Origin of the sequence: Neorhizobium galegae bv. orientalis str. HAMBI 540, from assembly GCF_000731315.1 — a bacterium.
Lineage (GTDB): Bacteria > Pseudomonadota > Alphaproteobacteria > Rhizobiales > Rhizobiaceae > Neorhizobium > Neorhizobium galegae.
Window position 1 is genome coordinate 410,756 of record NZ_HG938353.1, and the last position, 22,139, is coordinate 432,894.

21 protein-coding genes and 1 pseudogene are annotated in these 22,139 nt (G+C 63.2%); 9 read left to right on the forward strand and 13 right to left on the reverse strand.

Going from position 1 to position 22,139, the window contains the following annotated elements; genetic code table 11:
• Window positions 1-10 precede the first annotated feature (10 nt).
• The gene (locus RG540_RS01955; protein WP_038584072.1) at window positions 11-889 is read right to left on the reverse strand and encodes a class I SAM-dependent methyltransferase; all 879 of its coding nucleotides are present in this window, start codon (window positions 887-889) and stop codon (window positions 11-13) included.
• Window positions 890-947: 58 nt separating this feature from the next.
• Between RG540_RS01955 and RG540_RS01960 the strand changes: the two genes are divergently transcribed.
• The 4 genes from RG540_RS01960 to RG540_RS01975 are packed head-to-tail and all read left to right on the forward strand — an operon-like array spanning window position 948 to window position 3,333.
• Complete coding sequence (locus RG540_RS01960) at window positions 948-1,724, forward strand: ComF family protein (RefSeq protein WP_038592868.1); 777 nt, start codon at window positions 948-950, stop codon at window positions 1,722-1,724.
• A 59-nt stretch (window positions 1,725-1,783) separates the two neighbouring features.
• Window positions 1,784-2,041 carry a glutaredoxin 3 gene (grxC, locus tag RG540_RS01965; RefSeq protein WP_038548767.1) on the forward strand — a complete coding sequence of 86 codons (258 nt, stop codon included), beginning with the start codon at window positions 1,784-1,786 and terminating at the stop codon, window positions 2,039-2,041.
• 12 nt (window positions 2,042-2,053) lie between these two features.
• A complete protein-coding gene (locus RG540_RS01970; RefSeq protein ID WP_038584074.1) occupies window positions 2,054-2,908 on the forward strand; it encodes a carbon-nitrogen hydrolase family protein in 855 nt (284 codons plus the stop codon).
• Window positions 2,905-3,333, forward strand: a complete 429-nt coding sequence (locus RG540_RS01975) for a DUF1178 family protein (protein WP_038540215.1) — start codon at window positions 2,905-2,907, stop codon at window positions 3,331-3,333. The genes RG540_RS01970 and RG540_RS01975 overlap by 4 nt, the downstream gene beginning before the upstream one ends.
• Window positions 3,334-3,387: 54 nt before the next feature.
• On the opposite strand, the gene RG540_RS01980 is transcribed toward RG540_RS01975, so the two are convergent.
• Genes RG540_RS01980 through RG540_RS01995 form a run of 4 tightly spaced genes read right to left on the reverse strand, consistent with a single transcriptional unit; the run spans window position 3,388 to window position 5,191 of the window.
• Window positions 3,388-3,687 (reverse strand): type II toxin-antitoxin system RelE/ParE family toxin, encoded by a 300-nt coding sequence (locus RG540_RS01980; RefSeq protein ID WP_038584076.1) that lies wholly within the window; start codon window positions 3,685-3,687, stop codon window positions 3,388-3,390.
• Between the two features lie 9 nt (window positions 3,688-3,696).
• Window positions 3,697-3,942, reverse strand: coding sequence for a hypothetical protein (locus RG540_RS01985; RefSeq protein WP_038584077.1), 246 nt, complete (start codon window positions 3,940-3,942; stop codon window positions 3,697-3,699).
• Window positions 3,943-3,992: 50 nt separating this feature from the next.
• On the reverse strand, window positions 3,993-4,757 hold the full coding sequence (gene ubiG, locus RG540_RS01990; RefSeq protein WP_038584079.1) for a bifunctional 2-polyprenyl-6-hydroxyphenol methylase/3-demethylubiquinol 3-O-methyltransferase UbiG: 765 nt from the start codon (window positions 4,755-4,757) through the stop codon (window positions 3,993-3,995).
• Window positions 4,754-5,191 carry a hypothetical protein gene (locus RG540_RS01995; RefSeq protein WP_038584081.1) on the reverse strand — a complete coding sequence of 146 codons (438 nt, stop codon included), beginning with the start codon at window positions 5,189-5,191 and terminating at the stop codon, window positions 4,754-4,756. Before RG540_RS01995 ends, ubiG begins: the two co-directional genes overlap by 4 nt.
• A 468-nt stretch (window positions 5,192-5,659) precedes the next feature.
• Between RG540_RS01995 and RG540_RS02000 the strand changes: the two genes are divergently transcribed.
• On the forward strand, window positions 5,660-6,577 hold the full coding sequence (locus RG540_RS02000; protein WP_244446607.1) for an alpha/beta hydrolase family protein: 918 nt from the start codon (window positions 5,660-5,662) through the stop codon (window positions 6,575-6,577).
• Between the two features lie 55 nt (window positions 6,578-6,632).
• On the opposite strand, the gene RG540_RS02005 is transcribed toward RG540_RS02000, so the two are convergent.
• The 8 genes from RG540_RS02005 to bglB all read right to left on the reverse strand — a co-directional run bounded on the left by RG540_RS02005 (window position 6,633) and on the right by bglB (window position 16,276).
• A complete protein-coding gene (locus RG540_RS02005; protein WP_051909218.1) occupies window positions 6,633-6,878 on the reverse strand; it encodes a DUF6719 family protein in 246 nt (81 codons plus the stop codon).
• A gap of 107 nt (window positions 6,879-6,985) precedes the next feature.
• Entirely contained in the window at window positions 6,986-8,068 is a 1,083-nt protein-coding gene (locus RG540_RS02010; protein WP_038584082.1) for an ABC transporter ATP-binding protein, read from the reverse strand.
• Between the two features lie 9 nt (window positions 8,069-8,077).
• On the reverse strand, window positions 8,078-9,130 hold the full coding sequence (locus RG540_RS02015) for a carbohydrate ABC transporter permease (protein ID WP_038584084.1): 1,053 nt from the start codon (window positions 9,128-9,130) through the stop codon (window positions 8,078-8,080).
• On the reverse strand, window positions 9,130-10,146 hold the full coding sequence (locus tag RG540_RS02020; RefSeq protein ID WP_051909219.1) for a carbohydrate ABC transporter permease: 1,017 nt from the start codon (window positions 10,144-10,146) through the stop codon (window positions 9,130-9,132). Before RG540_RS02020 ends, RG540_RS02015 begins: the two co-directional genes overlap by 1 nt.
• 336 nt (window positions 10,147-10,482) lie before the next feature.
• On the reverse strand, window positions 10,483-11,751 hold the full coding sequence (locus RG540_RS02025; protein WP_038584086.1) for an ABC transporter substrate-binding protein: 1,269 nt from the start codon (window positions 11,749-11,751) through the stop codon (window positions 10,483-10,485).
• Between the two features lie 93 nt (window positions 11,752-11,844).
• Complete coding sequence (locus RG540_RS02030) at window positions 11,845-14,331, reverse strand: hypothetical protein (RefSeq protein WP_038584088.1); 2,487 nt, start codon at window positions 14,329-14,331, stop codon at window positions 11,845-11,847.
• Between the two features lie 11 nt (window positions 14,332-14,342).
• Window positions 14,343-15,179, reverse strand: coding sequence for a 5-dehydro-4-deoxy-D-glucuronate isomerase (kduI, locus tag RG540_RS02035; protein WP_080719115.1), 837 nt, complete (start codon window positions 15,177-15,179; stop codon window positions 14,343-14,345).
• Window positions 15,176-16,276, reverse strand: a complete 1,101-nt coding sequence (bglB, locus tag RG540_RS02040; protein ID WP_038584090.1) for a beta-galactosidase BglB — start codon at window positions 16,274-16,276, stop codon at window positions 15,176-15,178. The genes kduI and bglB overlap by 4 nt, the downstream gene beginning before the upstream one ends.
• A 146-nt stretch (window positions 16,277-16,422) precedes the next feature.
• Here bglB and RG540_RS02045 point away from each other — a divergent pair, with 146 nt between their 5' ends.
• The 4 genes and pseudogenes from RG540_RS02045 to ptsP all read left to right on the forward strand — a co-directional run bounded on the left by RG540_RS02045 (window position 16,423) and on the right by ptsP (window position 22,110).
• On the forward strand, window positions 16,423-17,472 hold the full coding sequence (locus RG540_RS02045) for a LacI family DNA-binding transcriptional regulator (RefSeq protein WP_038584092.1): 1,050 nt from the start codon (window positions 16,423-16,425) through the stop codon (window positions 17,470-17,472).
• A 181-nt stretch (window positions 17,473-17,653) separates the two neighbouring features.
• Window positions 17,654-18,145 (forward strand): annotated as a pseudogene (locus RG540_RS02050) (SH3 domain-containing protein); the annotation flags it as partial.
• A gap of 341 nt (window positions 18,146-18,486) precedes the next feature.
• Complete coding sequence (locus RG540_RS02055; RefSeq protein ID WP_038540258.1) at window positions 18,487-19,761, forward strand: aspartate kinase; 1,275 nt, start codon at window positions 18,487-18,489, stop codon at window positions 19,759-19,761.
• Window positions 19,762-19,842: 81 nt separating this feature from the next.
• Entirely contained in the window at window positions 19,843-22,110 is a 2,268-nt protein-coding gene (ptsP, locus tag RG540_RS02060; RefSeq protein ID WP_038592877.1) for a phosphoenolpyruvate--protein phosphotransferase, read from the forward strand.
• Window positions 22,111-22,139: the final 29 nt, after the last annotated feature.

A 22,139-nucleotide genomic window follows, 5' to 3' on the forward strand; every position in this document is an offset into this window, starting at 1 on the left:
CGGGGGCCGTTCAGCGCGGGTCGCGACTGTTGAGGGCGTCGGCAAGCCGCATTTTGGCGGAGCCCGGCTTCAACGGCTTTTGCTGGCTTTCATGCGGCGCCCAGCCGGATGCGTAGATGATCGAGAATGTCGCGCGGATGCGGCCGTCCGGATCGGAATAACGCTCGGCATAAAGTTCTGCAGCTCTCACGAAGAAACGCCTCGTCACCGGCACGCGACTGCGCCCGGCGAGAGGGTTGGTCATGCCCATGGCCCGTAGATCCCGCATCAGTGGGAACAGCGAGTCGTAACGCACCGTGTAAGTCTCGGCATCGACGACCGGCAGCGAAAAGCCCGCCCGCTGCAGCAGCGCACCGACATCGCGCACATCGGCAAACGGAATGACGCGCGGGCTTGCCCCGCCGGTCAATTCGGCCTCGGCAGACAGAAGAACGTCCCGCATTTCCTGCAACGTGCCCGAGCCGGGGATCGCGGCCAGGAAAAGCCCGTCCGGCTTCAGTGCCCGGCGAATGCGGATCAGCGTGCCGGGCATATCGTTGACCAGATGCAGCGACAGCGGCGACAGGACCAGGTTGACGGAGTCCGGTTCGAGCGGCACGTCCTCCAATGGAGCGGCCGTGAAGGTGTCGCCAGGCCTTGCAAAAGCGGCGTCTGCCTCGACGCGCCGGATGGTGCCGATCTTGCCGGTGGCAAGCGCTTCGCGGGCGGCGATGCCGGTTCCGCCATGGAGTTCGACCGCCGTCTCGAAGCGGCGCTCGACGACCGCCAACCGATCTGCAAGCTCTCGGCCAGCGATATCCAGAAGAAAGGCGGCGGCGTTGTCGTCCTGAGCGGTTACCGCGCGTCTGCGGCGCGCACTCACCAGCTGTTCGTCGAAGAGAATTTCCATGGTCGTCCACTCGTATTCTGCCGTCGCAAAGGCGCGTTCCATCCGCTATTGTCAAGTCATGTCCGCCGAGCCGAACGTCAACGCCCTGCGACTTTTAACATCGTTCGCTGCGGGGTGGACGAGATGGATCGGCGATTTCGTCTATCCGCCGATCTGTCCCGGCTGCGGGGTGCGGACCGGGGCGCATCAGGGCTTCTGCCCCTCCTGCTGGCGGGAAATCCGTTTCATCGAACGGCCCTATTGCGAGAAGCTCGGCCTGCCGTTTTCCTATGATCCGGGGCCGGGCATTCTGTCGGCGCAGGCGATTGCGGAACCGCCCGTCTTCGACCGTTTGCGCTCGGCGGCAATCTTCGAGGGCGCCGCCCGTGACCTCGTCCATTCGCTGAAATACCGCGACCGCACCGACCTTGCGGGGATGATGGCCGGCTGGATGCTGCGCGCCTCCGATGGTTACGTGGAAAACTGTGACGCCATCCTGCCGGTGCCGCTGCATCGGTCGCGTTTCGCCTCGCGCAAATTCAACCAGGCGGCGGAGCTCGCCCGGCATCTGTCGCAGAAATCCGGTCGGCCGTTCCTGCCGTCTACCCTCATTCGCGTCAAACGCACCAACCGGCAGGTGGGGCTTACGGCGCGGGGCCGCGAGGACAATGTGCGGGCGGCCTTTGCGATCGCGCCGCGCCATGAGGATCGCGTTTTCGGCAAGCGGCTGGTGCTGGTCGACGACGTCTACACCACCGGTGCGACGGTTTCTTCGGCCACGCGTGCCTTGCGGAAAGCCGGCGCTGCGGAGGTCACTGTTTTGACCTTTGCAATGGCCGTCGGCGGGCCTATATGACAGTAGAAAACACTATTGCGCGCGGCCTTTTCCCCGCCCGGTCGCGCCCGGAGACGATCATGGCAGAGGTCACTATCTATACCCGCGAATATTGCGGTTACTGCGCGCGCGCAAAAGCTTTGCTGGATACCAAGGGTGTCGCCTATACCGAGCATGACGCCACCTATTCGCAGGAATTGCGCCAGGAAATGATCGGCAAGGCGAACGGCCGCTCGACCTTTCCGCAGATATTCATCGACGGCACGCATGTCGGCGGCTGCGACGATCTGCACGCACTCGACCGGGCCGGCAAGCTGGATCCGATTCTGGCGAACTGAGAGGTATCTTCCATGGCTTTCAAAGCTGCCGCTATCCAGATGTGCTCCGGCGTCGATCCGGAAAAGAACGCCGCCGACGTGGCGCGGCTGGTGCGTGAAGCGGCGGCCCACGGGGCGACCTATATCCAGACCCCGGAGATGACCGGTTTCCTGCAGCGGGACCGAAAGGCCATGCGCGCTGTGCTGCGCGACGAGGCGGGCGATATCATTGTTTCGACCGCCCGCAGCTTGGCGAGCGAACTCGGCATTCACCTGCATATCGGCTCGACCGCGATCGCCGTCGACGGCGGCAAGATCGCCAACCGCGCCTTCCTGTTTGCGCCGAGTGGCCGCCAGATCTGCACCTATGACAAGATTCATATGTTCGATGTCGATCTGGACAATGGCGAGAGCTGGCGCGAAAGCTCGGCCTATGAGCCGGGAAGCGAGGCGCGGGTCGCCGGCCTGCCGTTCGGCAAGCTCGGTTTTGCGATCTGCTACGACGTGCGCTTCCCGCAGCTTTTCCGCAGCGAAGCCTTGGCCGGTGCCGAGATCCTGACCGTGCCGGCGGCCTTTACCCGCCAGACCGGCGAAGCGCATTGGGAAATCCTGCTGCGCGCCCGTGCGATCGAGAACGGCGCTTTCGTGATCGCCGCCGCTCAAGGTGGCGTGCATGAAGACGGCCGCGAGACATTTGGCCACTCGATGATCGTCGACCCCTGGGGCAAGGTGCTGGCGTCTGCCGGCGGCACCGGCGAAGGCGTCGTGCTCGCCGACATCGATATTGCTGCCGTTGCCGCAGCCCGGGGAAAGATCCCTAACCTCAAGAACGCCCGCGAGTTCTCGCTCGATGCGGTTCCCGACGCGGCGGGAGAGGTGGCCGCTTGATCAAGTATTCCCTCTCCTGCGACAATGCCCACGCGTTCGAAGGCTGGTTTTCGGAAAGCGCCGATTTCGACCGGCAGGTCGCGAGCGGCTTCCTGACTTGTCCGGTCTGCAATTCCGCCGCGATCTCCAAGACGCTGATGGCGCCCTCCGTTTCGACCGCCCGCAGGCAAGAAGAGAAGCAGGCGATGGTGATGGACCTGGCACGCCGGGAGGCGATCGCCAAGCTCAAGGAAGCGGTAGCGGCGATCAAGGCCAATGCCGAGGACGTCGGTGAAAAATTTCCCGAGGAAGCCCGCAAGATCCACTACGGCGAGGCCGATGCCCGCGGCATCATCGGCCAGGCGAGCCTCGGCGAGGTGCGCGACCTCCTCGACGAGGGCATCGAGATCGCACCATTGCCGGTCATTCCCGAAGACGCGAACTGAATGAGCTGATGGCGATCAGGGAGAGGTTAGCGTGCGCGGCGGGGGCGGGGATGGCTATTCTTTCGGAAAGAGGGCGCTTTCGTAGTCCTGGGCGCCGTGGAAGATATGGAGGATTTCGACTGTTGCGCCGCCGATCCTGTACAGGATTACATAGTTGCCATAGGGGCGTCGCCTGATCCCGCTTTCCGGATAGTCGGACAACGCGGCAAAAGCCCCCGGTGCATTTCCGAGCTGGCGGCAGGCTTCCCTTAATTCCAGTGCGAATGAGATCGCGCGCGGAGGATTATCTTTTCTGATAAATTTTGTGATTGAGGAAATGTCCGAAAGCGCTTCGTCCGTGATGACGACTTTCACGGGCTTTCCCTACTTTTCGAGGTCGCTCAGGATGCGGTCGAAGGCCTCTTCGAGCGGGGTGACGCGACCCGCATCGGCGTCAGCTATCGCCCGATCAAGAGACTCATGTAGCTTCTGTCTTTGGAGGTCGCGGAGATAGCGATCACGCAGCGCGTCCTCGATATATCGATCGCGTGACTTGGTCTCACCGCGGTCGATGGCGCTTTGGATATGATCATCCAGCGCTGCGTCGAGCTTTACGGTTACTTGCGGCATATGCAGCTCCTTCTACTCTGACATAGTACCACAGGCGCCACGAATTTCCATCAAGCCGGCCGTTTCGCCAGCATCATGTAGTTGACGTCCATATCCGGCGACAGGTTCCAGCGGTCCTGCAGCGGGTTGAAGAAGACGCCGGTGCGGTGGATGATGTCCATGCCGGCTGAGGAGATCGGCCTTTCGAGCTCTTCCGGGCGGACCAGCTTTTCGTATTGATGGGTGCCGCGGGGCAGCCAGCGCAGGATGTTTTCGGCAGCGAAGATCGCCAGCGCGCCCGCCTTGAAGGTGCGGTTGATGGTGGCGACGAACATCAGGCCGCCGGGGCGAACCATGTTGGCGCAGGTCGTCATGAAGAAATTGACGTCGGCAACGTGTTCCACCACTTCCATATTCAGCACGACATCGAAAGTCTCGCCGGCTTCGGCGAGCTGCTCGGCGGTGACGGCGCGGTAGTCGACCGAGGTGCCGGTCTCGGCGGCATGGGTGGAGGCGATGCCGATGTTCTTTTCCGACGGATCGGCGCCGACCACGGTCGCGCCCATGCGGGCGATCGGCTCGGAGAGCAGGCCGCCGCCGCAGCCGATATCGAGGATGCGCAGGCCGGAAAGCGGCAGGTGGCTCTTGCGGTCGCGGCCGAAGTTTTCACAGATGCGGTCGCGGAGATAGGCGAGGCGCACTGGGTTGAACTTGTGAAGCGGCTTGAACTTGCCGGTCGGGTCCCACCACTCGGCGGCCATCGCGGAAAACCGGTCGACTTCGCTCTGGTCGATCGTCGTGCGGGGATCGATCGTGCTGCGGGCGGCTTCGGTCATGGCTCTACTCCTTGTTCCGCTGTTGAAGTCGGATGCAGCGGATGAGAAGTCAAGAGATGTTTCTTGGCGCGCCGCCTTGCCGCAACCAAGATGCAGGCGCGGAGCACGTCGAGATTCGGTTCATCGATTGCTAACTGCTGAAGCTTCTGCAAGGCCTGTTTGAAGAGTTCATAACGTTGGGGTTCGCGATTGGCGATGCAAAGCGGTAGATCGGCGCATGCCTTGCCGCTGAGGCCGATTTCCTGCTGGGCACGGACCTTCCAGATCTGATGCACCGATGGCAGCATCGGGCCACTGCAGACACGCCGGCGGCGGCAGGCGCGCAAATGGCAGAAGCCGCTGTCCAGAAAGCAGATCGACGCCGTGGCGCGGCATAATTCCTCATGCTGTTCGGCGCGAAGCTTTTCGTAATCGCTGAGTTCTGGCTTATCCATGTTCTTCCTTGCCTGATCTCAAGGCGTACTCATCCCTTGGTGCCTTTGCGTTTCAGTTTCGGCCGGGACACGTCGTGTGCCTCGAATTGAAATTTTAATAATGACACTCGACGTGTCCCGTTCGGCGTGTTTTTCCGCGCGACTCCGGTCCCTCTGCGGCGGTATGAATTTAACTCCGTGGAAATGAGCACGGATGCCATACCGGGTTGTGTGCGACACACGCACGCCCCGCCATTAGGCGAGAGGGAGACCATTTTCTGCGCAGCCCCTGGCGACCCACCTGCATGACGGCAGATCATCAAGGCACCGGTCCCGTCTCGCCGGTTATGCGGGCCGGTGTAGCCGAAACGGGACGCGCAGATTGTAGGCGGGGGTTTGGCGGGCGGGGATGCGAGGGGAGGAAATTTCGTCTATGTCTCTGAAAAGCCGAAGGGCACAGATGGCAGTCATCCTCGCTGGAGGGCCAAGATGACCGGCCGGGAGGAGGACAACATGGCGATCACGGTTGAGCGATTGAAGGAACTGCTTGCCTTCGAGGAGGTCTCCCTGACGCTGGCGGACAGTTCCGCGGAAAACCGCGACGGCTATATTCTCGAAAGGTTGCGGTTTCGGTTGAACGACGGCACCGAGGTGCGCGGCTTCCTGACCCGGCCGAGCGAAGGGTTCCTCACCCGCGGCCCGGCGATCCTCTATGCCCATGCACACGGCGCTCGCTGGGATATCGGTGCGTCGGAACTGATCGACGGGCGGCCGGCTTTACTCGATGCCCCGGGACCGGCATTGGCGCGCGACGGATATGTGGTGCTGTGCATCGACATGCCGACATTCGGCGAGCGTGCCGGCGTAACGGAGGATGCGGCGACCAAGGCGGCGCTCTGGCATGGCAAAACGTTGTTCGGGCAGATGCTGTCCGAACAGGCCGCGGCGCTGGCCTGGCTTGCCGGCCGGCCGGAGGTCGATCCGCAGAGGATCGGCGTGACGGGGCTCTCGATGGGTGCGACGCTTGCCTATTTCCTGTCGGCGCTGGATCCGAGGGTGAAGGCGAACGCGCATCTGTGCTGCTACGCGGATTTCGCGACGCTGGTCGAAACCGGCGCCCATAATCTGCACGGCCATTACCTGACCGTGCCGGGGCTGCTCAAAGAAACCTCGATCGGCGAGATCGCCGGGCTGGTGGCGCCGCGGCCGCAGCTGATCTGCGTCGGCTGGGACGATCCGCTGACACCGCCTGATGCGGTGGAGCGCGCCTTTGCCGAGACGGAGGCCGCTTATCTAAGGGCCCAGGCGCTCGGTGCGCTGGTGTTTTTGCCGCAAGCTGACGTCGGTCACCGCGAGACGGCGGAGATGCGGCGGGCGGTGCTGGCCTTTTTCAAAGGATATCTCTGAGAGAAAGTGCCGGTCAGGCACTACGGCGCCTGACCGGCCACGCGGACGCCCACACCTACCGCGTGCCGTTCAGATGCACGCATTTCTTGCCGATTTCTTCCTTGCGCTGCGACTTGGTGTATTGCGCGATCATGCCGGCGGGGCAGCTCTTGTCGTCGAACAGGACAGTCTCGCCGGCAGCCATCGACGCCACCGTCGGCTTGGTCTTGACCAGTCTGGTTTGGGCATTGGCCGGGAGCAATGCGGCGGACCCGGTGAAAAGCACGGCCAGCGACAGAAGCAGAAAAACACGGAACATCATACGCCTCCTCTTCCCGTTTTGGCTGCGCCGACTGTACCGTTCGGTCAGTCAGCCGACCATCCCATCTTCCGGAGGAGGTGGGCGCAAAGGGATGAGGGGTGGACGGCTCAGCTACCCTTGACGCGCAACCCATTCCTGTCGAACAGGTGCAGCGGTGCGCCGGCGACGGAGAAATAGGCTTCGTCGCCCGGCGAAATCGGCTTCTGGCCGGAAACTACCGCAAGCAGCTTTTCGCCGTTCAGATCCGCATGGATGACCGTCTCGGAGCCGAGCGCCTCGACGAGGCGCACTTTGACCGTGAGACTGCCGGGGTCGCCGGCGAGCGTGATGTGCTGCGGGCGGATGCCGATCGTCAGCTTGTCGCCGACGGAAAGCGAATGGCCCGAGAACGGCACGAGGAGGCGGTGGCCGCCGGATGTCGTAAGCGTCGCGGTGCCGCTCTGCAGCTCGGTCACTTCGCCGGCCAGGAAATTCATGTGCGGCGCGCCGATGAAACCGGCGACGAAGCGGTTGGCGGGCGTGTTGTAGAGGTCGAGCGGCGTGCCGACCTGTTCGATCTTGCCGGCGCGCATGACGACGATGCGGTGGGCAAGGGTCATCGCCTCCACCTGGTCGTGGGTGACATAGATCATCGTCGAACCGAGGCGGGCGTGGAGGGCGGCGAGTTCGGCGCGGGTCGAGACGCGCAACTCGGCGTCGAGGTTCGACAGCGGCTCGTCGAGCAGGAAGGCGGTCGGGCGGCGCACGATGGCGCGGCCGATCGCGACGCGCTGGCGCTGGCCGCCGGAAAGCTGGCCGGGCCGGCGTTCCAGATAGGGCTCGATCTCCAGCATGCGGGCGGCTTCGGTGATGCGCTCGGCCACTTCGGCCTTCGGCATGTTGGAATTTTCGAGGCCAAAGGCGAGGTTCTGGCGCACGCTCATATGCGGATAGAGCGCATAGGACTGGAAGACCATCGCAAGGCCGCGGTCGGCGGCCGACACTTCGTTGACGCGCTTGCCGTCGATCTCGATTTCGCCGCCGGTGACCTTTTCAAGCCCGGCGATGGTACGCAGCAAGGTCGACTTTCCGCAGCCGGACGGGCCGACGAAAACGATGAACTCGCCGTCCTTTATCTCGAGGTCGATATCCTTCAGGACGTCGACCGCGCCGAAGGACTTCTTGATTTTGGTGAGTGTGATCTCGCCCATCGGGGATCCTTACTTCAGGCCGGTGCCGGCAATGCCGGTGGTGATGAAACGCTGCAGGAAGATGAAGACCAGCACGACGGGGATCATGGTCACGACCGTCATCGCCAGGATGAAGTGCCACTGGACGTTCAGCTCGCCGGAATAGATGCTCAAGCCGACCTGCAGGGTATAGAGTTCGCGCCGCGACAGGACGATCAGCGGCCACAGGAAGTCGTTCCAGCGCCAGACGACCGAAAAGATCGCGAGCACCGCAAGCGCCGGTGCCGTCAGCGGCAGCACGATGCGCCAGTAGATCTGCCATTCGGACGCCTTGTCCATGCGGGCCGCGTCGATCAGCTCGTCCGGGATGGTCAGCATGTACTGGCGCAGGATGAACACGCCGGTCGGTGTCGCGACCGTCGGCAGGATCACGCCCCAGAGACTATTGAACAGCCCGAGTGACGAGATGATCGAATAGAGCGGCACCATGATCACCGAAAGCGGTACCATCAGCGTCGCAAGGATGATCAGCATCGCCAGGTTGCGGCCTTTGAACTCGTATTTCGACAGCGCGAAGGCGGCCATGGAATTGACGATCAGGGTGATCAGCGTCGCCGTCACCGTGACGAAGACCGAGTTCCACAGGTAGCGCAGGAAATCGAACTGGGTGAAGGGCGTCGTGTAGTTTTCCGTGGCGAATGAGACCGAGCGGACCGGGGTGCGGTCGCCGATGTTGACGCGGACGATTTCTCCGGGCGCCTTCGGATCGACCATCTGGGCGACGAGGCCGATACGGCGCACTTCGGCCAGCACCTTGGTCGAACCGTCCGGCATCTTGGCGTCGAAGAGCTGCAGCGGCTTGTCGTAGCCCTGGACCGTCGCCTGGCTGGTGACATAGGGCAGGATCGACGGCGGGAATTCGGCAAGTGCTGCCGGCGTCTTGAACGACGAGAAGGTGAGCCACACGGCCGGGCCGAACATGATGATCAGCCCGCCGATCAGCCAGACCCAGGTGACGATGTCCGTCCAGTGCCAGCTCTTGCCGCCGCGGCGGCGCAGAATGAAGCGAGAGGCTACACCCATCAGCGTTTCCCCTTCTTTTCGCCGCGCTGGCCTACGCCGAGCTGGATCAGTGTCAGGACGACGAGCACGAGGCCCATCAGGATCGAGGCGGCAGCGGCAAGGCCCGGATTGCGGAGCGCCGAGGCAAAGCCGGTCTCGTAGATATACTGGGTCAGATAGAGCGTGCTGGTGCCGGGACCGCCGCCGGTCAGGACGTAGACCTCGTCGAAGATCTGCACGGCCTTGATCAGCGCCAGGACGACGACGACCAGAAGGTTCGGGGCGAGAAGCGGCAGCGTGATGCGCCGGAAGACGCGCGCCGGCTTGGTGCCGTCCATTTCGGCGGCTTCATAGAGATCCTTTGGGATCGCCTGCAGACCGGCGAGCAGGATCAGCGTGTAGAGGCCCATATGCGCCCAGATCGATACGCCGATCGTGGCGATGAAGGTCCAGTTGCGGTCGGTGAGCCAGGTATAGGGCTCGATGCCGAACTGGTAGAGGCCGAAATTCAAGAGGCCCTGGCGCTGCAGGATCCACTTCCAGATCAGCCCGACGACGACGGGCGACAGGAGGACCGGGAAGAAGAACACGGCGCGCCAGAAGGAGCGGGCGGCGAGATCGCGGTTGAGGATCAGTGCGGTGATCAGCGACACGCAGATCATCAGCGCCACCTGCAGGATGACGAACCAGAACGTGTTGCCGACGGCGGCCCAGAAGGCATCCTCCTGGCAGGACATCGGGTCGAGGTAGTTCGTGCAGGTGAAGAGGCGCTGATACTGGTCGGCGCCGACGAAATTGCGCTCGGAAAGGAAGAAGGCAGTGCCGCCGGTCATCGAGTAGACGAAGTTGATGACGAGGGGCAGGAGCACGAAAATGCCGAAGATCAGCATGTTCGGGGCGAGGAAAACGGTTGCCATGCCGCCGATGCCGGTCGCTTTCTGGACGGCGCGCAGCGGTATGTCGATGATGCGCATCAAGAGATGCACGGGCGCCATGAGGAGGCTGCCGAGGCGGTCTGTAAGGGACATCGTGCTCATTTCAATGACTTCCTCCCCTTGGCCTGGTTCTGTTCGTTCGGCTGTATCGATTCAATGCATATGGAAAAAAGGCGTTGCGGCTGGCCGATCTCCCCCCTTGAGGGGGAGATGCCCGGCAGGGCAGAGGGGGGTGTCGCATAGGCACCTCATAGATCCTCGCACCCGCTGCACCGCTGCCACCCCCCTCTGTCACCTTCGATGACATCTCCCCCTCAAGGGGGGAGATCAGAGGGAGTTTGCCGCGCCGCCTCGTATCCTCATGCCGAATTTCTCTCCCCGGTGCGGGGAGAGAAGAATGTCCCGCCCGACGGGCGGAGCAATTTCGCCAATTGGGCATCAAAGGCCGCTGTCCTTGACCTTCTGGGCGATATCGGCGTCGATGCGCGTAAAGGCGTCGTCGAGCTTCAGTTCGCCGGCAAGGGTCTGACCGACGCGGGTGACGATCGCGGCATAGACCGTGTCGGACCAGCGCCAGCCGGGCAGCTTCAGGGCGGTGTCGGACGTGGTCTTGGATGCCTCGACATATTTGGTCAGGGCAGCCTTGGCGAAGGCGTTGTCGGTCTTGAAGTCGAGGCCACCCTTGTCGACGACGCCCTTGTGACCGGGCAGGAACAGGGTGCGCTCGGAGAATTCCTTGACGATCTTCTCCTGGGCGAACCAGTCCATGACGGCTGCGACGTCCTTCGGGTTCTTCGTGTATTTCACAGCGACGAGTGCCGCGCCGCCGGGCATGCCGGTGCAGGCTGCCGGGCCGCAGGGGCTGCCGGTGGCGACCCAGTCGAAGCTGTTGCCGATCTTGGTGGCGAGGTTGGCCACCTGCCAGGAACCGGAATAATAGAAGGCGAGCTGGCCGTTGATGAAGTCTTCGGCCGCGGCGCGGTAGGTCGAGCCGCCAGCGGAGACCCAGACGTCCTTGGCAAAGGAGCCTTCGCCGACCCAACCGACGAATTTGGTCAGGAAATCCTTGGCGCCCTTGTCGAGCGGGGCCGGCTTGCCGTCCGGGCCGACATAGTTGGCGCCGTAGGACAGCAGCGGAGCGGTGAGGCGGTGGCCGGAGCGGTCGATCGCCATGGCGAACGGAAGCTTCTGGCTATCCTTGACCTTCTTGGACGCTGCGGCCCATTCTTCCCAGGTGGCCTTCGGGCCCGGCATCGGAACGCCGGCCTGATCGAACAGGGTCTTGTTGGCAAAACCGCCGGTCAGGGTGATCTGCGTCATGAAGCCGGAGATCTGCTTGGAACCGTCCGGACGCATCCAGTCGGCCTGGGCGCCGAAATTATCGTCCCAGTACTTGGCGTCCTTGACCAGCGGGCGCAGGTCGAGCCAATGCTTGGAAAGGTCCTTGATCGCCGTGACGCGGGCGATATCCGGGCCGTTGCCGGCTTCGAGCTGCACCGGCAGTTGATCCTTGATGACGCTGTAGGCAACGTTGTCGAGGATGACGTTGATGCCTGGGTTTTCCTTCATGAAACGGCCGACGAGGTCCTTCATGACGTCGCCTTCGACGCCGTCCGAATACCACATGATCCGCACGTCGCCGGCATGTGCTGCCGTCGACATGAGAAGGGCGAGCGCTGCGCCCGCCAGAAGCGATTTGGTTTTCATGCTCATTTCCTCCTCTGAATGGACGGGGCCTCCTCCCGTCCGGTTTCCTTAAGGCGCACATCTGTGCGCCTTAACCTGAAAATCCTTTTTATATCATGCGGGGCTCAGCATCGTCGCTTCGCCCTTTACGGTGTAATCCGCCCGCGCGATCACGCGGCCTTCGGCCTCCACGGAGCCGTCCTTCCTGAAGCGGACGGTACCATATTCCGGGTCCTCGACAACGACGGTGCCGTCGGACGCCTGCCGCGCGGCGAGCGCGCTGAAGCGGTATTCGACGGCGGTGAGATTGTTCGCCTCGCAGACGCGGACGATCCAGCGGGTCTTCTGGCCGTACTGGCGCAGTTCCGCGCCGGCCGACGGCCCTTCGGTCACGGCCTCCAACTTCGACGGGCTGATCAGCAAAACGGCGCCCTTGCCGGAGCGGGCCAGTGCCATGCCGCCGGAAATGCTGGTTTCGTCGAACTCCGCCTTCGGGAACCAGGCGTGGGTGAAATCGGGCTGTTCCTCGTAGGTGGTGAATTCGAGGATCGCCAGGCCGCGATATTGCTGGGCACGGGGAATGGTGCCGCAGCCGCCCCAATAGGACGGGCGACCGTAGCCGAACTGGATGGTTTCGCCCGGATGGTTGATCCAGATCGCAGCTTCCGGCTTGTCGCCGAGACGCAGGTGCAGGATGGTTTCCTGGTAACCCCATTCGTCCCAGCGGTAATGCACTGTCGAACCCATGGCGAAATGCTCGCCCTTGTAGTGATAGAGCGCCGCAAACGAGTTTTCGCCCTGGGCGAAACGCCATTCCTGGTGCTGGCTGCCGCGGTGATCGGCGATCGCGGCAAATTCGGCGGGGATTTCGAGACCGTGGTCGCGCAGGCAAACGGCCATCTGCGGCAGGCAGTGGACGCGGCGGCCGTACCAGCCCTTGCCCCAGAGCAGACGGGCGACGCCGGAGAGTTCCAGCGAGCGGCCGGCGCAGAGCGTGTGCTCGTAGGAGCGGCCTTGCGCCGCGGTGACCATGCCGTGATGAGCGGAGCGGGCGATGATTTCGCAGAGCCGCACGATGCCGGCCTTGGCGCGGTCGGCGATATCCTTGTCGGGCGACAAGGCGGCCAGCGCGGTCAGGCCCTTGAGGTCGATCGGGAAGTAGGGGGCCGAGTTGAATTCGGCCATTTCCCAATGTTCGAAATGGTCGAGCCAGGCGCGGACACGGGCGGCACCGACCTTCGCCTGCTCCGAACCTTTGCGGCCGGAGCGGGCGAAGGTGGCGTCTGGGAGGAGACTGCCGCCGAGATAGGCTGAAGTGTGGAAGAGGAGCGCGTGGTTTTCGGAGAAATACCACTGCACGTCGTTGCCCGGCTCATCCATCCAGTAACGGTAGTTGAGGATGGCGCCGTCGATGCGCGCGCGGGTCTTTTCCTTGATGTCCTTGCCCCAGACGGTGCGCGACCAGATGAGCGGCACCAGAGAGAAGTCTGCGCAGTCGTGGCAGTCTTCGATCGAGGGTAGGATCTCCTCGATCATCGCGTCCGTATCGGGCCCGGAACGGCCGCTCGCGAGACGGGCGAAGGCACGCACCGTATCGCGTTCGGAGTTCTCCGAAATCTGCGTCAGGGTCTCGGCGATACGATCGCTGAGCGATGCAGGAGCCTGCCCCTGGCTTTCGGCATGGCAGATCTCGATGCCGAGCGAACGGGAGACGACGAAGCCATCGGCATTGAGGGTGATACGGAAATGGCGGAAATCGGCGGGCGCCTTTTCCGACGGACCGACATTGAGGCTGGTGGCGCCGGCGGGCAGGGTGAAGTCGAAATCGAAACGCTCGCGCGACATGAAGTCGCCTTCGACCGCGACATTGACCTTCACCTCGACCGGCAGAGGCTCGGAGAGAAGCAGGGTGATATCGCCGCCGAAATAATGCTGGCGGTCGAAATACATGGTGTCGAGGGCCTGTTCGAGGCTTGCGGCGACGGCGCTTGCGACCGGGACGGGCAGGGCGACGCTGGCACTCGGGCCGGAGATGTAGTCGAACTGGTAGAAATAACGGGCGTCACGTTCGGCGAGGTCGTCGAAGAACAGCGTGATCTCGTTGAGACCGGCGACCAGCGGCAGCTCGAATTCCTGCTTGGCTTCGAGATTGCGGCTATAGGGCGCCATCCAGCCGGCTTCGGTGCCGTTGACCCAGATGACGGCGCCGCCGCAGGTGCCGAGGCGGATCTTTGCCGTGCCGGCGGTTTCCGCGTCGATATAGGTGCGGGTCCAGCTGGCGAGCCGGGTCGGGCGGAACCAGAAGCCGGAGAGATCGAGCCGCGGTGAACCGAAAGGCAGCCACCAACGGGTGGCATCGAAGGCGCCGCGGACATCCGGGCGTTTGCCGCGATAGGTTTCGGCAAAAATGGTGCGGCAGGGATATTCGTGCGGAATGAAGTTCTTGACCTTGGTCAGGAAGAAGAACGGGTCCATCTCGCCCTTCATCGGGGCGTCGGGCACGTCGAACCGTTCCTCGGTGATGCGGCCGAGCTGCCAGTACCGGACGGCTTCGCCCGGCTTCAAGGTTTTCCGCATCCAGTTTGCTTCGGGGTTCATCATCGGTTCCGCACTTATCTAAGTTCGCTGAGAGCCACGGGGGCCACGTCGTTATATTCCTGGTTCTCGCCGGTCATGCCCCAGACGAAGGCATAAGGCCCGGTGCCGGCGCCCATATGGATCGACCAGGCGGGCGAGAGAACCGCGTCGAGGTTCTTGACCACGAGATGGCGCGTCTCTTCCGGGCGGCCCATCAGGTGGATGACCCGTTCCTCTTCGGGCAGGTCGAAATAGCAATAGGCTTCCATCCGGCGCTCGTGCAGATGCGGCGGCATGGTGTTCCAGACGCTCCCTTCGGCCAAATCGGTAATGCCCAGCAAAAGCAGGCAGGACGGCGTGACTTCCGGATGGATGTACATGCGGAGGTTCCGCAGATTGGCGCGTTTGGGATCGCCAAACGTCAGCATCTTCGATTCCGCCCGCTTGATGAGGCGGTGCGGGATATCGGCGCCGGCGGGAACGGAGTTCATGTAGAACCGGGCCGGTTTGTCGGCCGAGGCACTGGCGACCGAGATCTCCTGCGCGCCGCGGCCGACATAAAGCACGTCGCGGTTTTCCAGGGTGAAACTCTTGCCGTCGACCGAGACGACGCCGGTGCCGCCGAGATTGGCGATGCCCATTTCACGGGCCGACAGCAGGAAGGGCGTGCCGATCTCTTCGCCCGAACCGAAGCTCAGAGTGGACGATGTCGGAACCGCGCCGCCCAGGATCAGCCGGTCGACATGGGTATAGGTGAAGCTGACCTTGTTCGCCTGGAACAGGTCTTCCATCAGGAACTCGGCGCGCAGGCGCGCGGTGTCGTAGGTCTTGATGTCGTTGGGGCCGGCCCCGTAGAGAACCTTCATCGTCATGCCGCCTCGTCTCCCGGTTCCACATGCCGGATGGCTTCGGAAAGGCAGAGGATCGAAAGCGCCTGTCCGTAGCCGGTCGGCTGGATCGGGATATCCCGATAGAATTGCAGGTCATGGCCCATGCGCGTCCCATAGGAGACGTTGAGCACGGTGCCGGTTTCGTCGATATTGGCGAGCACGGCTTCAACGGCCTTGAGGCCGGCCACGCGCCATTCAGGGGTGCCGAGGCCAAGGCGGTAGCCCTTGAGCAGCCCGTAACCGAAACCTGCGGTCGCCGAAATTTCCTCGTAGGACGACGGATCGTCGAGCAGGGTGCGCCAGGCACCGGAGGCAGCCTGCAGCGGCAGCAGCGCGTTGACCTGCGCCGTCAGCACGCCGAGCAGGAAATCCTTCACCGGCTTTGAAACCTCGGCGAGGTCGAACAGGTCGAGCATGCCGGCGGTGATCCAGGCATTGCCGCGCGCCCAGCGGGCTTCAGCAAAATTATGGCGGCCCTGGAACGTCCAGCCGTGGAACCAGAGGCCGGTCTTGGTATCGGCGAGGTAACGGGAATGGACGAGGAACTGCCTTGACGCCTCGTCGACCAGTTCGCGGCGGCCACTTGCCTCGCCATAGGAAGCGAGGAACAAGGCGACCATATAAAGAGTGTCGTCCCAGAGTTCGTCGTCATTGACCTTATCGGAGACGTGATGTTCGAAGGCGCCTTCCTCGGTGCGGCCCATCTCGCTCATGACGCGGTCTGCCCAAGTGTCGAGAACCGGCTGCCAGCGCGGGTCGCGGGTTTCGCGCCAGAGGACGGACAGGCCGAGCATCGGTGCCGTGGTGTTGACGTTGAGCGTCGGAAGACCCGCTTCGATGCGGGACGCATACCAGTTCTCGATCAGAGCCTTCAGGTCGTCGCGGCCGGTGAACAGCCACAGCCGGATCAGGCCGTAGAGACCGACGCCCTGCGGCCATTCCCAGCTTTCGAAAGAGATATAGTCGCCGGCGGTCCCGTCGAGATTGGGTTCGTGGAAACGACCGTCGTCGCGAAGCCCGGTTATGCCGGCCACGAGGCGATCAAGCTTTTCACGGATGTCCCGGGCTGAAAGGCCCATGTCTCAATTCCTCCCTTTGCTGCAGCTCTTGCCGCGCAGCATTTCACTCCGCTTCTCCCGAGCGATGCCTTCATGAAAACATTTGAAAATTGATTGCGCAATCTGAAAATTTTTTGCAGTGTGCGCATCTGTGATGGGAGGATGTGATGGCGACGACGATCGTGCCGGGCAAGCGCGGCAAAAAAAGCCGACGGGTGCGGCTGGAGGATATTGCGGAAAAAGTGGGCGTGTCGCTCAGCACCGTCTCGCGGGCGCTGGCCGGCGAGAAGGGGGTGCGCGCGGATATCCGCCAGCGGATCATGGAAGCGGCGAAGGACGCCAATTACGCGATGCCGACGCCGGTCGCCGGCAAGAAGGTGATTCTGGCAGCTTCGAGCGCGGCGATGATCGACTATGTGCGCAACCAGTTCACGCTTTATGTGCTGGAAGGGTTGCGGGACCGCGCCCAGGCTCTCGGGCTCGACATCGTCACCCGCGCCGTCGCGGATCAGTCCGAGGAAAAGGTGGTGCTGGAGGAGGCGCGGGTCGATCCGGACGTCGCGGGACTGCTGTTCCTGACCGTCGACGACGAGGGCATGCTCGACGCCACCCGCAGTTTCGCCAAGCCGGTCGTGCTGATCAACGGCGACGATCCGATGATGCGGCTGTCGAGCGTGACGCCCTGCAATCGCTCGGCGGCGCATCTGGCGACGGATTATCTGATCCGGCTCGGGCACAAGCGCATCCTGTTCCTGATGCGTCCGGGGCGGCGGACGATCGACCGGCGCCGCGAAGGCTGGCAGGATGCCTTCCAGCAGCACGGGTTGCCGTGTCCCCCGGATCTCGTCGTGCCGGTCGATGACTGGCTGCCCGAGCTTGCCGCCCAGGCGGTGAGCGACCGGCTGCGGAAAAACGGGCTCGATTTCACCGCCGTGCTGACTGCGGGTGACAGTCTCGCGGTCGGCGCGATGATGGGCGTGCAGCAGATGGGTTTTACCGTGCCGGGCGACGTTTCGGTGATGGGCATGGACGACCTGCCACAGGCGGCCTTCCTCAATCCGCCGCTGACCACGGTGCATGTACCGATGCGCGAACTCGGTGCCGTGGCGCTCGATCTTTTGAGGGACGGCATGACGGGATTTGCAAACCCGGCGCGGCGGGTGGAGCTCGCCTGTTACATCGCCGAGCGGCAGTCAACCGGGCCGGCCAGAAATTAACGCCTGCCAAATGACGTATTCATGCGCCATTCAGCGGCTTGCTGGAACAATGCGGATGTCTCGAACATTGATCTGCCGACGAAATGCGTCCGGCAGATGTCAGCCCGGTTCGAACGCCATTTGGTTTCTCAGGAGGAAGCCCGTGAAGAAAATACTGATGTCCGTTGCGGCACTTTGCGCCATGTTCGTGGCGCCGTCGATTGCGGATGCGGCCGTGCGCGGGGTTGCCACCGCCGATGTCAACATGCGGTCAGGGCCAAGCACCGGTTATCCGGCCGTCGACGTCATTCCGGCCGGTGCGGCGGTAACGATCTACGGCTGCATGAGCAGCGTCAACTGGTGCGACGTCGCCTTCGTCGGCGGACGCGGCTGGGTGTCGGGCAACTACGTGCAGGCGACCTATCGTTCCAACCGTGTCTATGTCGCCCCCGACTATTACGAGGGCCTCGGCATTCCGATGGTCACGTTCGACGTCGGCAACTATTGGGGCCGCTACTATCGCAACCGCGACTTCTACCGCGATCGCGACCGCTGGGACCGCTATGACTGGAGGCGCGAATCGCGTCTTCCGCCGCCGCCACCCCCGCCGCCGCGCTGGGATCGTGACGGAGCCCCACGCTGGGACCGGGATCGCAGCTGGAGCCCCGGCGACGCGCAGCCGCCGCGTCCGCCAGTCTGGCAGAGATATCCCGACCGTTTCTTCAGAGATCGGGATTGACCGCAACCGGCCTCTCAGCGGTTCGGCCGTGACGATGACCGGCAACCCGAACCGCTGATCCCGCCCAAAAAATCAAAGAGGCCGCCTACGGGTGGCCTTTTTGCGCTCGGCATTAAGCCAAGCTCATGCCGAAGCGTACCGCTCGGCCCTGTTCTGACCATTGCGCCTTTTCAGCCTTTTCGATAAGAGACCCCGCAACTCGATGATCCTGTCACAAACGACGGGATTTCGGGGCGGTTTGAAAGCAGGCGCCCAAGGCTCCCGAGCCTCTTGGCGAAACAGTGGTTTTTGTCGGTATGGCTCGCATCGTCATGAAGTTCGGCGGCACTTCGGTCGCCAATCTCGAACGCATTCACAACGTCGCGCGCCATGTGAAACGTGAGGTTGAGGCCGGCCACGAGGTCGCGGTCGTCGTCTCCGCCATGTCCGGCAAGACTAACGAGCTTGTCGGCTGGGTTCAGGACATGCCGAAGGTTTCCGGCGCCAACTCGCCTTTTTACGACGCGCGCGAATATGACGCTGTCGTGGCATCCGGCGAGCAGGTGACGTCCGGCATTCTGGCGATCGCCCTGCAGTCGATGGGCATCAACGCCCGGTCCTGGCAGGGCTGGCAGATCCCGATCCGCACCGACAGCGCCCATGGCGCGGCGCGGATCATGGAGATCGACGGGTCCGAGATCGTCAAGCGGATGGGCGAGGGCCAGGTGGCCGTCGTCGCCGGTTTCCAGGGGCTCGGCCCCGACAACCGGATCGCCACGCTCGGCCGCGGCGGTTCCGACACGTCGGCGGTGGCGATCGCGGCTGCGGTCAAGGCCGACCGCTGCGACATCTACACGGACGTTGACGGCGTCTACACGACCGACCCGCGCATCGTGCCCCAGGCACGGCGCATGAAGAAGGTCTCCTTCGAGGAAATGCTGGAAATGGCATCGCTCGGCTCGAAGGTTCTGCAGGTGCGCTCGGTGGAGCTCGCCATGGTATTCAAGGTACGTACCTTCGTGCGTTCCTCATTCGATGATCCAGATGCTCCGGGGATGGGCGATTTCGACAATCCGCCCGGAACGCTGATTTGTGCAGAGGAAGAAATCGTGGAACAGGAAGTCGTCACCGGCATCGCCTATGCCAAGGATGAAGCGCAGATCTCGCTCCGGCGTCTTGCCGACCGGCCGGGCGTATCGGCGGCGATCTTCGGCCCGCTCGCCGAAGCCCATATCAATGTCGACATGATCGTCCAGAACACGTCGGAAGACGGCTCGCGCACGGATATGACCTTCACGGTGCCTTCGGGCGACGTGCAGAAGGCCATGAAGGTGCTCGACGACAACAAGGAAAAGATCGGCTTCGACGTCGTCCAGACCGAATCAGGCCTGGCGAAAGTGTCGGTCATCGGCATCGGCATGCGCAGCCATGCGGGCGTCGCCGCGCATGCTTTCAAGGCACTTGCCGAAAAATCCATCAACATCAAGGCGATCACCACCTCGGAAATCAAGATTTCGATCCTGATCGACGGTGCTTATTCGGAACTCGCTGTTCGGACTTTGCATTCCGCTTACGGTCTCGATAAGAGTTGAGAATGAACCGTTTGGACGCGCCGGCAGTTGCGGGCGCCGTCTTGCGGTTGGGGTGACCTCGTTTCGGGAGAGCATATGCCGATGAGAGACCTGTCGGCAGGTCCGCGCGTTCTGTTGAGGCGGCTACGCGAGTTGATGGCGGAGCCGCTCGAGCCACAGGAGCGCCTTGACCGGATCGTTCGCCAGATCGCCAGCAACATGGTGGCCGAAGTCTGCTCGGTCTATGTGCTCCGCTCCGACGGCGTTCTCGAACTTTATGCGACCGAAGGCCTCAACAAGGAAGCGGTCCACACGTCGCAGCTGAAGATGGGCCAGGGCCTTGTCGGCACGATCGCCGCGTCCGCCCAGCCGCTCAATCTTTCCGACGCGCAGGCGCATCCGGCGTTCCGCTACCTCCCGGAAACTGGCGAGGAAATCTACCATTCCTTCCTCGGCGTGCCGATCCTCCGGGCCGGCCGCACGCTTGGCGTTCTCGTCGTCCAGAACAAGGCGAGCCGCAACTATCGCGAGGACGAGGTCGAGGCGCTCGAAACCACGGCGATGGTGATCGCCGAGATGATCGCCACCGGCGAACTCAAGAAGATCACCAGGCCGGGCCTGGAGCTCGACCTTACCCGCGCCATCACGATCGACGCCGACGCCTATAACGAAGGCATTGGCCTGGGTCATGTGGTGCTGCACGAGCCGCGCATCGTCGTCACCAATCTTCTGAACGAGGACGCGGAAAAGGAAGTCACGCGGCTGGCGGAAGCGCTCGGCTCCTTGCGCATCTCCATCGACGACATGCTGTCGCGCCGCGAAGTCTCCCAGGAAGGCGAGCATCGCGAGGTGCTCGAAACCTACCGGATGTTTGCCCACGACCAGGGCTGGGTCCGCCGCATGGAAGAGGCGATCCACAACGGGCTTACGGCGGAAGCGGCGGTCGAGAAGGTCCAGAGCGATACCAAGGCGCGGATGATGCGCCTGACCGACTCCTATCTGCGCGAGCGGATGCATGATTTCGACGATCTCGCCAACCGGCTTCTGCGCCAGCTGACGGGTTTTTCCGGCCGCGCCTTCGACGAAGGCTTCCCGGTGGACGCAATCATTCTCGCCCGCGCCATGGGTGCGGCCGAATTGCTCGACTATCCCCGCGCCAGCCTGCGCGGCCTCGTGCTGGAAGACGGAGCGGTGACCAGCCATGTGGTGATCGTCGCACGCGCCATGGGCATTCCGGTCGTCGGCCAGGCGGCAGGTGTCGTGGCGCTTGCCGAAAACGGCGATCCGATCATCATCGACGGCGATGACGGCCAGATCCACCTGCGGCCGGTTCTCGACCTGCAGAAGGCCTACGAGGAAAAGGTACGCCTGCGGGCCCGCCGGCAGGAGCAGTTCAGAGCGCTGAGGGATGTCGAGCCGGTCACCAAGGACGGCAAGCGCATCAGCCTGCAGATGAATGCCGGCCTGCTGGTGGATCTGCCACAGCTTGCCGAGTCGGGCGCCGACGGCATCGGTCTCTTCCGCACCGAACTGCAGTTCATGATCGCCTCGACCATGCCGAAGCTCGAGGAGCAGGAAGGTTTTTACCGCAACGTCCTGAAACAGGCGGCCGGCCGACCGGTGACGTTCCGGACCCTCGATATCGGCGGCGACAAGGTCGTCTCCTATTTCCGCGCCCAGGAAGAGGAAAACCCGGCGCTCGGCTGGCGGGCGATCCGCCTGTCGCTGGACCGGCCCGGACTTTTGCGCACCCAGCTTCGGGCGCTGCTCAGGGCCTCCGCCGGCGCCGAGCTCAAGATGATGCTGCCAATGGTGACCGAGGTTTCGGAAATCCACGCGGTGCGCGAGCTGATGCAGAAGGAAGTGCAGCATCTTTCGAAATTCGGCCATAGCCTGCCACGCAAGCTGCAGTTCGGGGCAATGCTCGAAGTGCCGGCACTGATGTGGCAGCTCGACGAACTGATGGCAGAGGTGGACTTCGTCTCGGTCGGCTCCAACGACCTGTTCCAGTTCACCATGGCAGCCGACCGCGGCAATGCCCGGGTTTCCGACCGTTTCGACAATCTCGGCAAGCCGTTCCTGCGCATTCTGCGCGATATCGCCCGGGCCGGCGAACGCAACAAGACGGTGGTGACGCTGTGCGGCGAGATGGCGGGCAAGCCGCTCTCGGCCATGGCACTGCTCGGGGTCGGTTTCCGCTCGGTTTCCATGTCCCCGACCTCGATCGGGCCGGTCAAGGCGATGCTGCTCGGGCTTGACATCGACAAGCTGTCCGCTGAATTGAACGCGGCGCTCGACGATATAAGGTCGCCGGAGCCGATCCGCGCGCTGCTTCTGCGGTTCGCCGAGGCCAACAATATCCCCATCTAGCGGATAAAAAGAATAAACGGAGTTAGTGG

What these genes read in the sequence shown, in the direction of transcription:
- RG540_RS01955 (WP_038584072.1), bottom strand. Translation starts at nt 889, where the DNA reads ATGGAAATTCTCTTCGACGAACAGCTGGTGAGTGCGCGCCGCAGACGC.
- RG540_RS01960 (WP_038592868.1), top strand. Translation starts at nt 948, where the DNA reads ATGTCCGCCGAGCCGAACGTCAACGCCCTGCGACTTTTAACATCGTTC.
- grxC (WP_038548767.1), top strand. Translation starts at nt 1,784, where the DNA reads ATGGCAGAGGTCACTATCTATACCCGCGAATATTGCGGTTACTGCGCG.
- RG540_RS01970 (WP_038584074.1), top strand. Translation starts at nt 2,054, where the DNA reads ATGGCTTTCAAAGCTGCCGCTATCCAGATGTGCTCCGGCGTCGATCCG.
- RG540_RS01985 (WP_038584077.1), bottom strand. Translation starts at nt 3,942, where the DNA reads ATGCCGCAAGTAACCGTAAAGCTCGACGCAGCGCTGGATGATCATATC.
- ubiG (WP_038584079.1), bottom strand. Translation starts at nt 4,757, where the DNA reads ATGACCGAAGCCGCCCGCAGCACGATCGATCCCCGCACGACGATCGAC.
- RG540_RS01995 (WP_038584081.1), bottom strand. Translation starts at nt 5,191, where the DNA reads ATGGATAAGCCAGAACTCAGCGATTACGAAAAGCTTCGCGCCGAACAG.
- RG540_RS02000 (WP_244446607.1), top strand. Translation starts at nt 5,660, where the DNA reads ATGACCGGCCGGGAGGAGGACAACATGGCGATCACGGTTGAGCGATTG.
- RG540_RS02005 (WP_051909218.1), bottom strand. Translation starts at nt 6,878, where the DNA reads ATGATGTTCCGTGTTTTTCTGCTTCTGTCGCTGGCCGTGCTTTTCACC.
- RG540_RS02010 (WP_038584082.1), bottom strand. Translation starts at nt 8,068, where the DNA reads ATGGGCGAGATCACACTCACCAAAATCAAGAAGTCCTTCGGCGCGGTC.
- RG540_RS02015 (WP_038584084.1), bottom strand. Translation starts at nt 9,130, where the DNA reads ATGGGTGTAGCCTCTCGCTTCATTCTGCGCCGCCGCGGCGGCAAGAGC.
- RG540_RS02020 (WP_051909219.1), bottom strand. Translation starts at nt 10,146, where the DNA reads ATGAGCACGATGTCCCTTACAGACCGCCTCGGCAGCCTCCTCATGGCG.
- RG540_RS02025 (WP_038584086.1), bottom strand. Translation starts at nt 11,751, where the DNA reads ATGAAAACCAAATCGCTTCTGGCGGGCGCAGCGCTCGCCCTTCTCATG.
- RG540_RS02030 (WP_038584088.1), bottom strand. Translation starts at nt 14,331, where the DNA reads ATGATGAACCCCGAAGCAAACTGGATGCGGAAAACCTTGAAGCCGGGC.
- kduI (WP_080719115.1), bottom strand. Translation starts at nt 15,179, where the DNA reads ATGACGATGAAGGTTCTCTACGGGGCCGGCCCCAACGACATCAAGACC.
- bglB (WP_038584090.1), bottom strand. Translation starts at nt 16,276, where the DNA reads ATGGGCCTTTCAGCCCGGGACATCCGTGAAAAGCTTGATCGCCTCGTG.
- RG540_RS02045 (WP_038584092.1), top strand. Translation starts at nt 16,423, where the DNA reads ATGGCGACGACGATCGTGCCGGGCAAGCGCGGCAAAAAAAGCCGACGG.
- RG540_RS02055 (WP_038540258.1), top strand. Translation starts at nt 18,487, where the DNA reads ATGGCTCGCATCGTCATGAAGTTCGGCGGCACTTCGGTCGCCAATCTC.
- ptsP (WP_038592877.1), top strand. Translation starts at nt 19,843, where the DNA reads ATGAGAGACCTGTCGGCAGGTCCGCGCGTTCTGTTGAGGCGGCTACGC.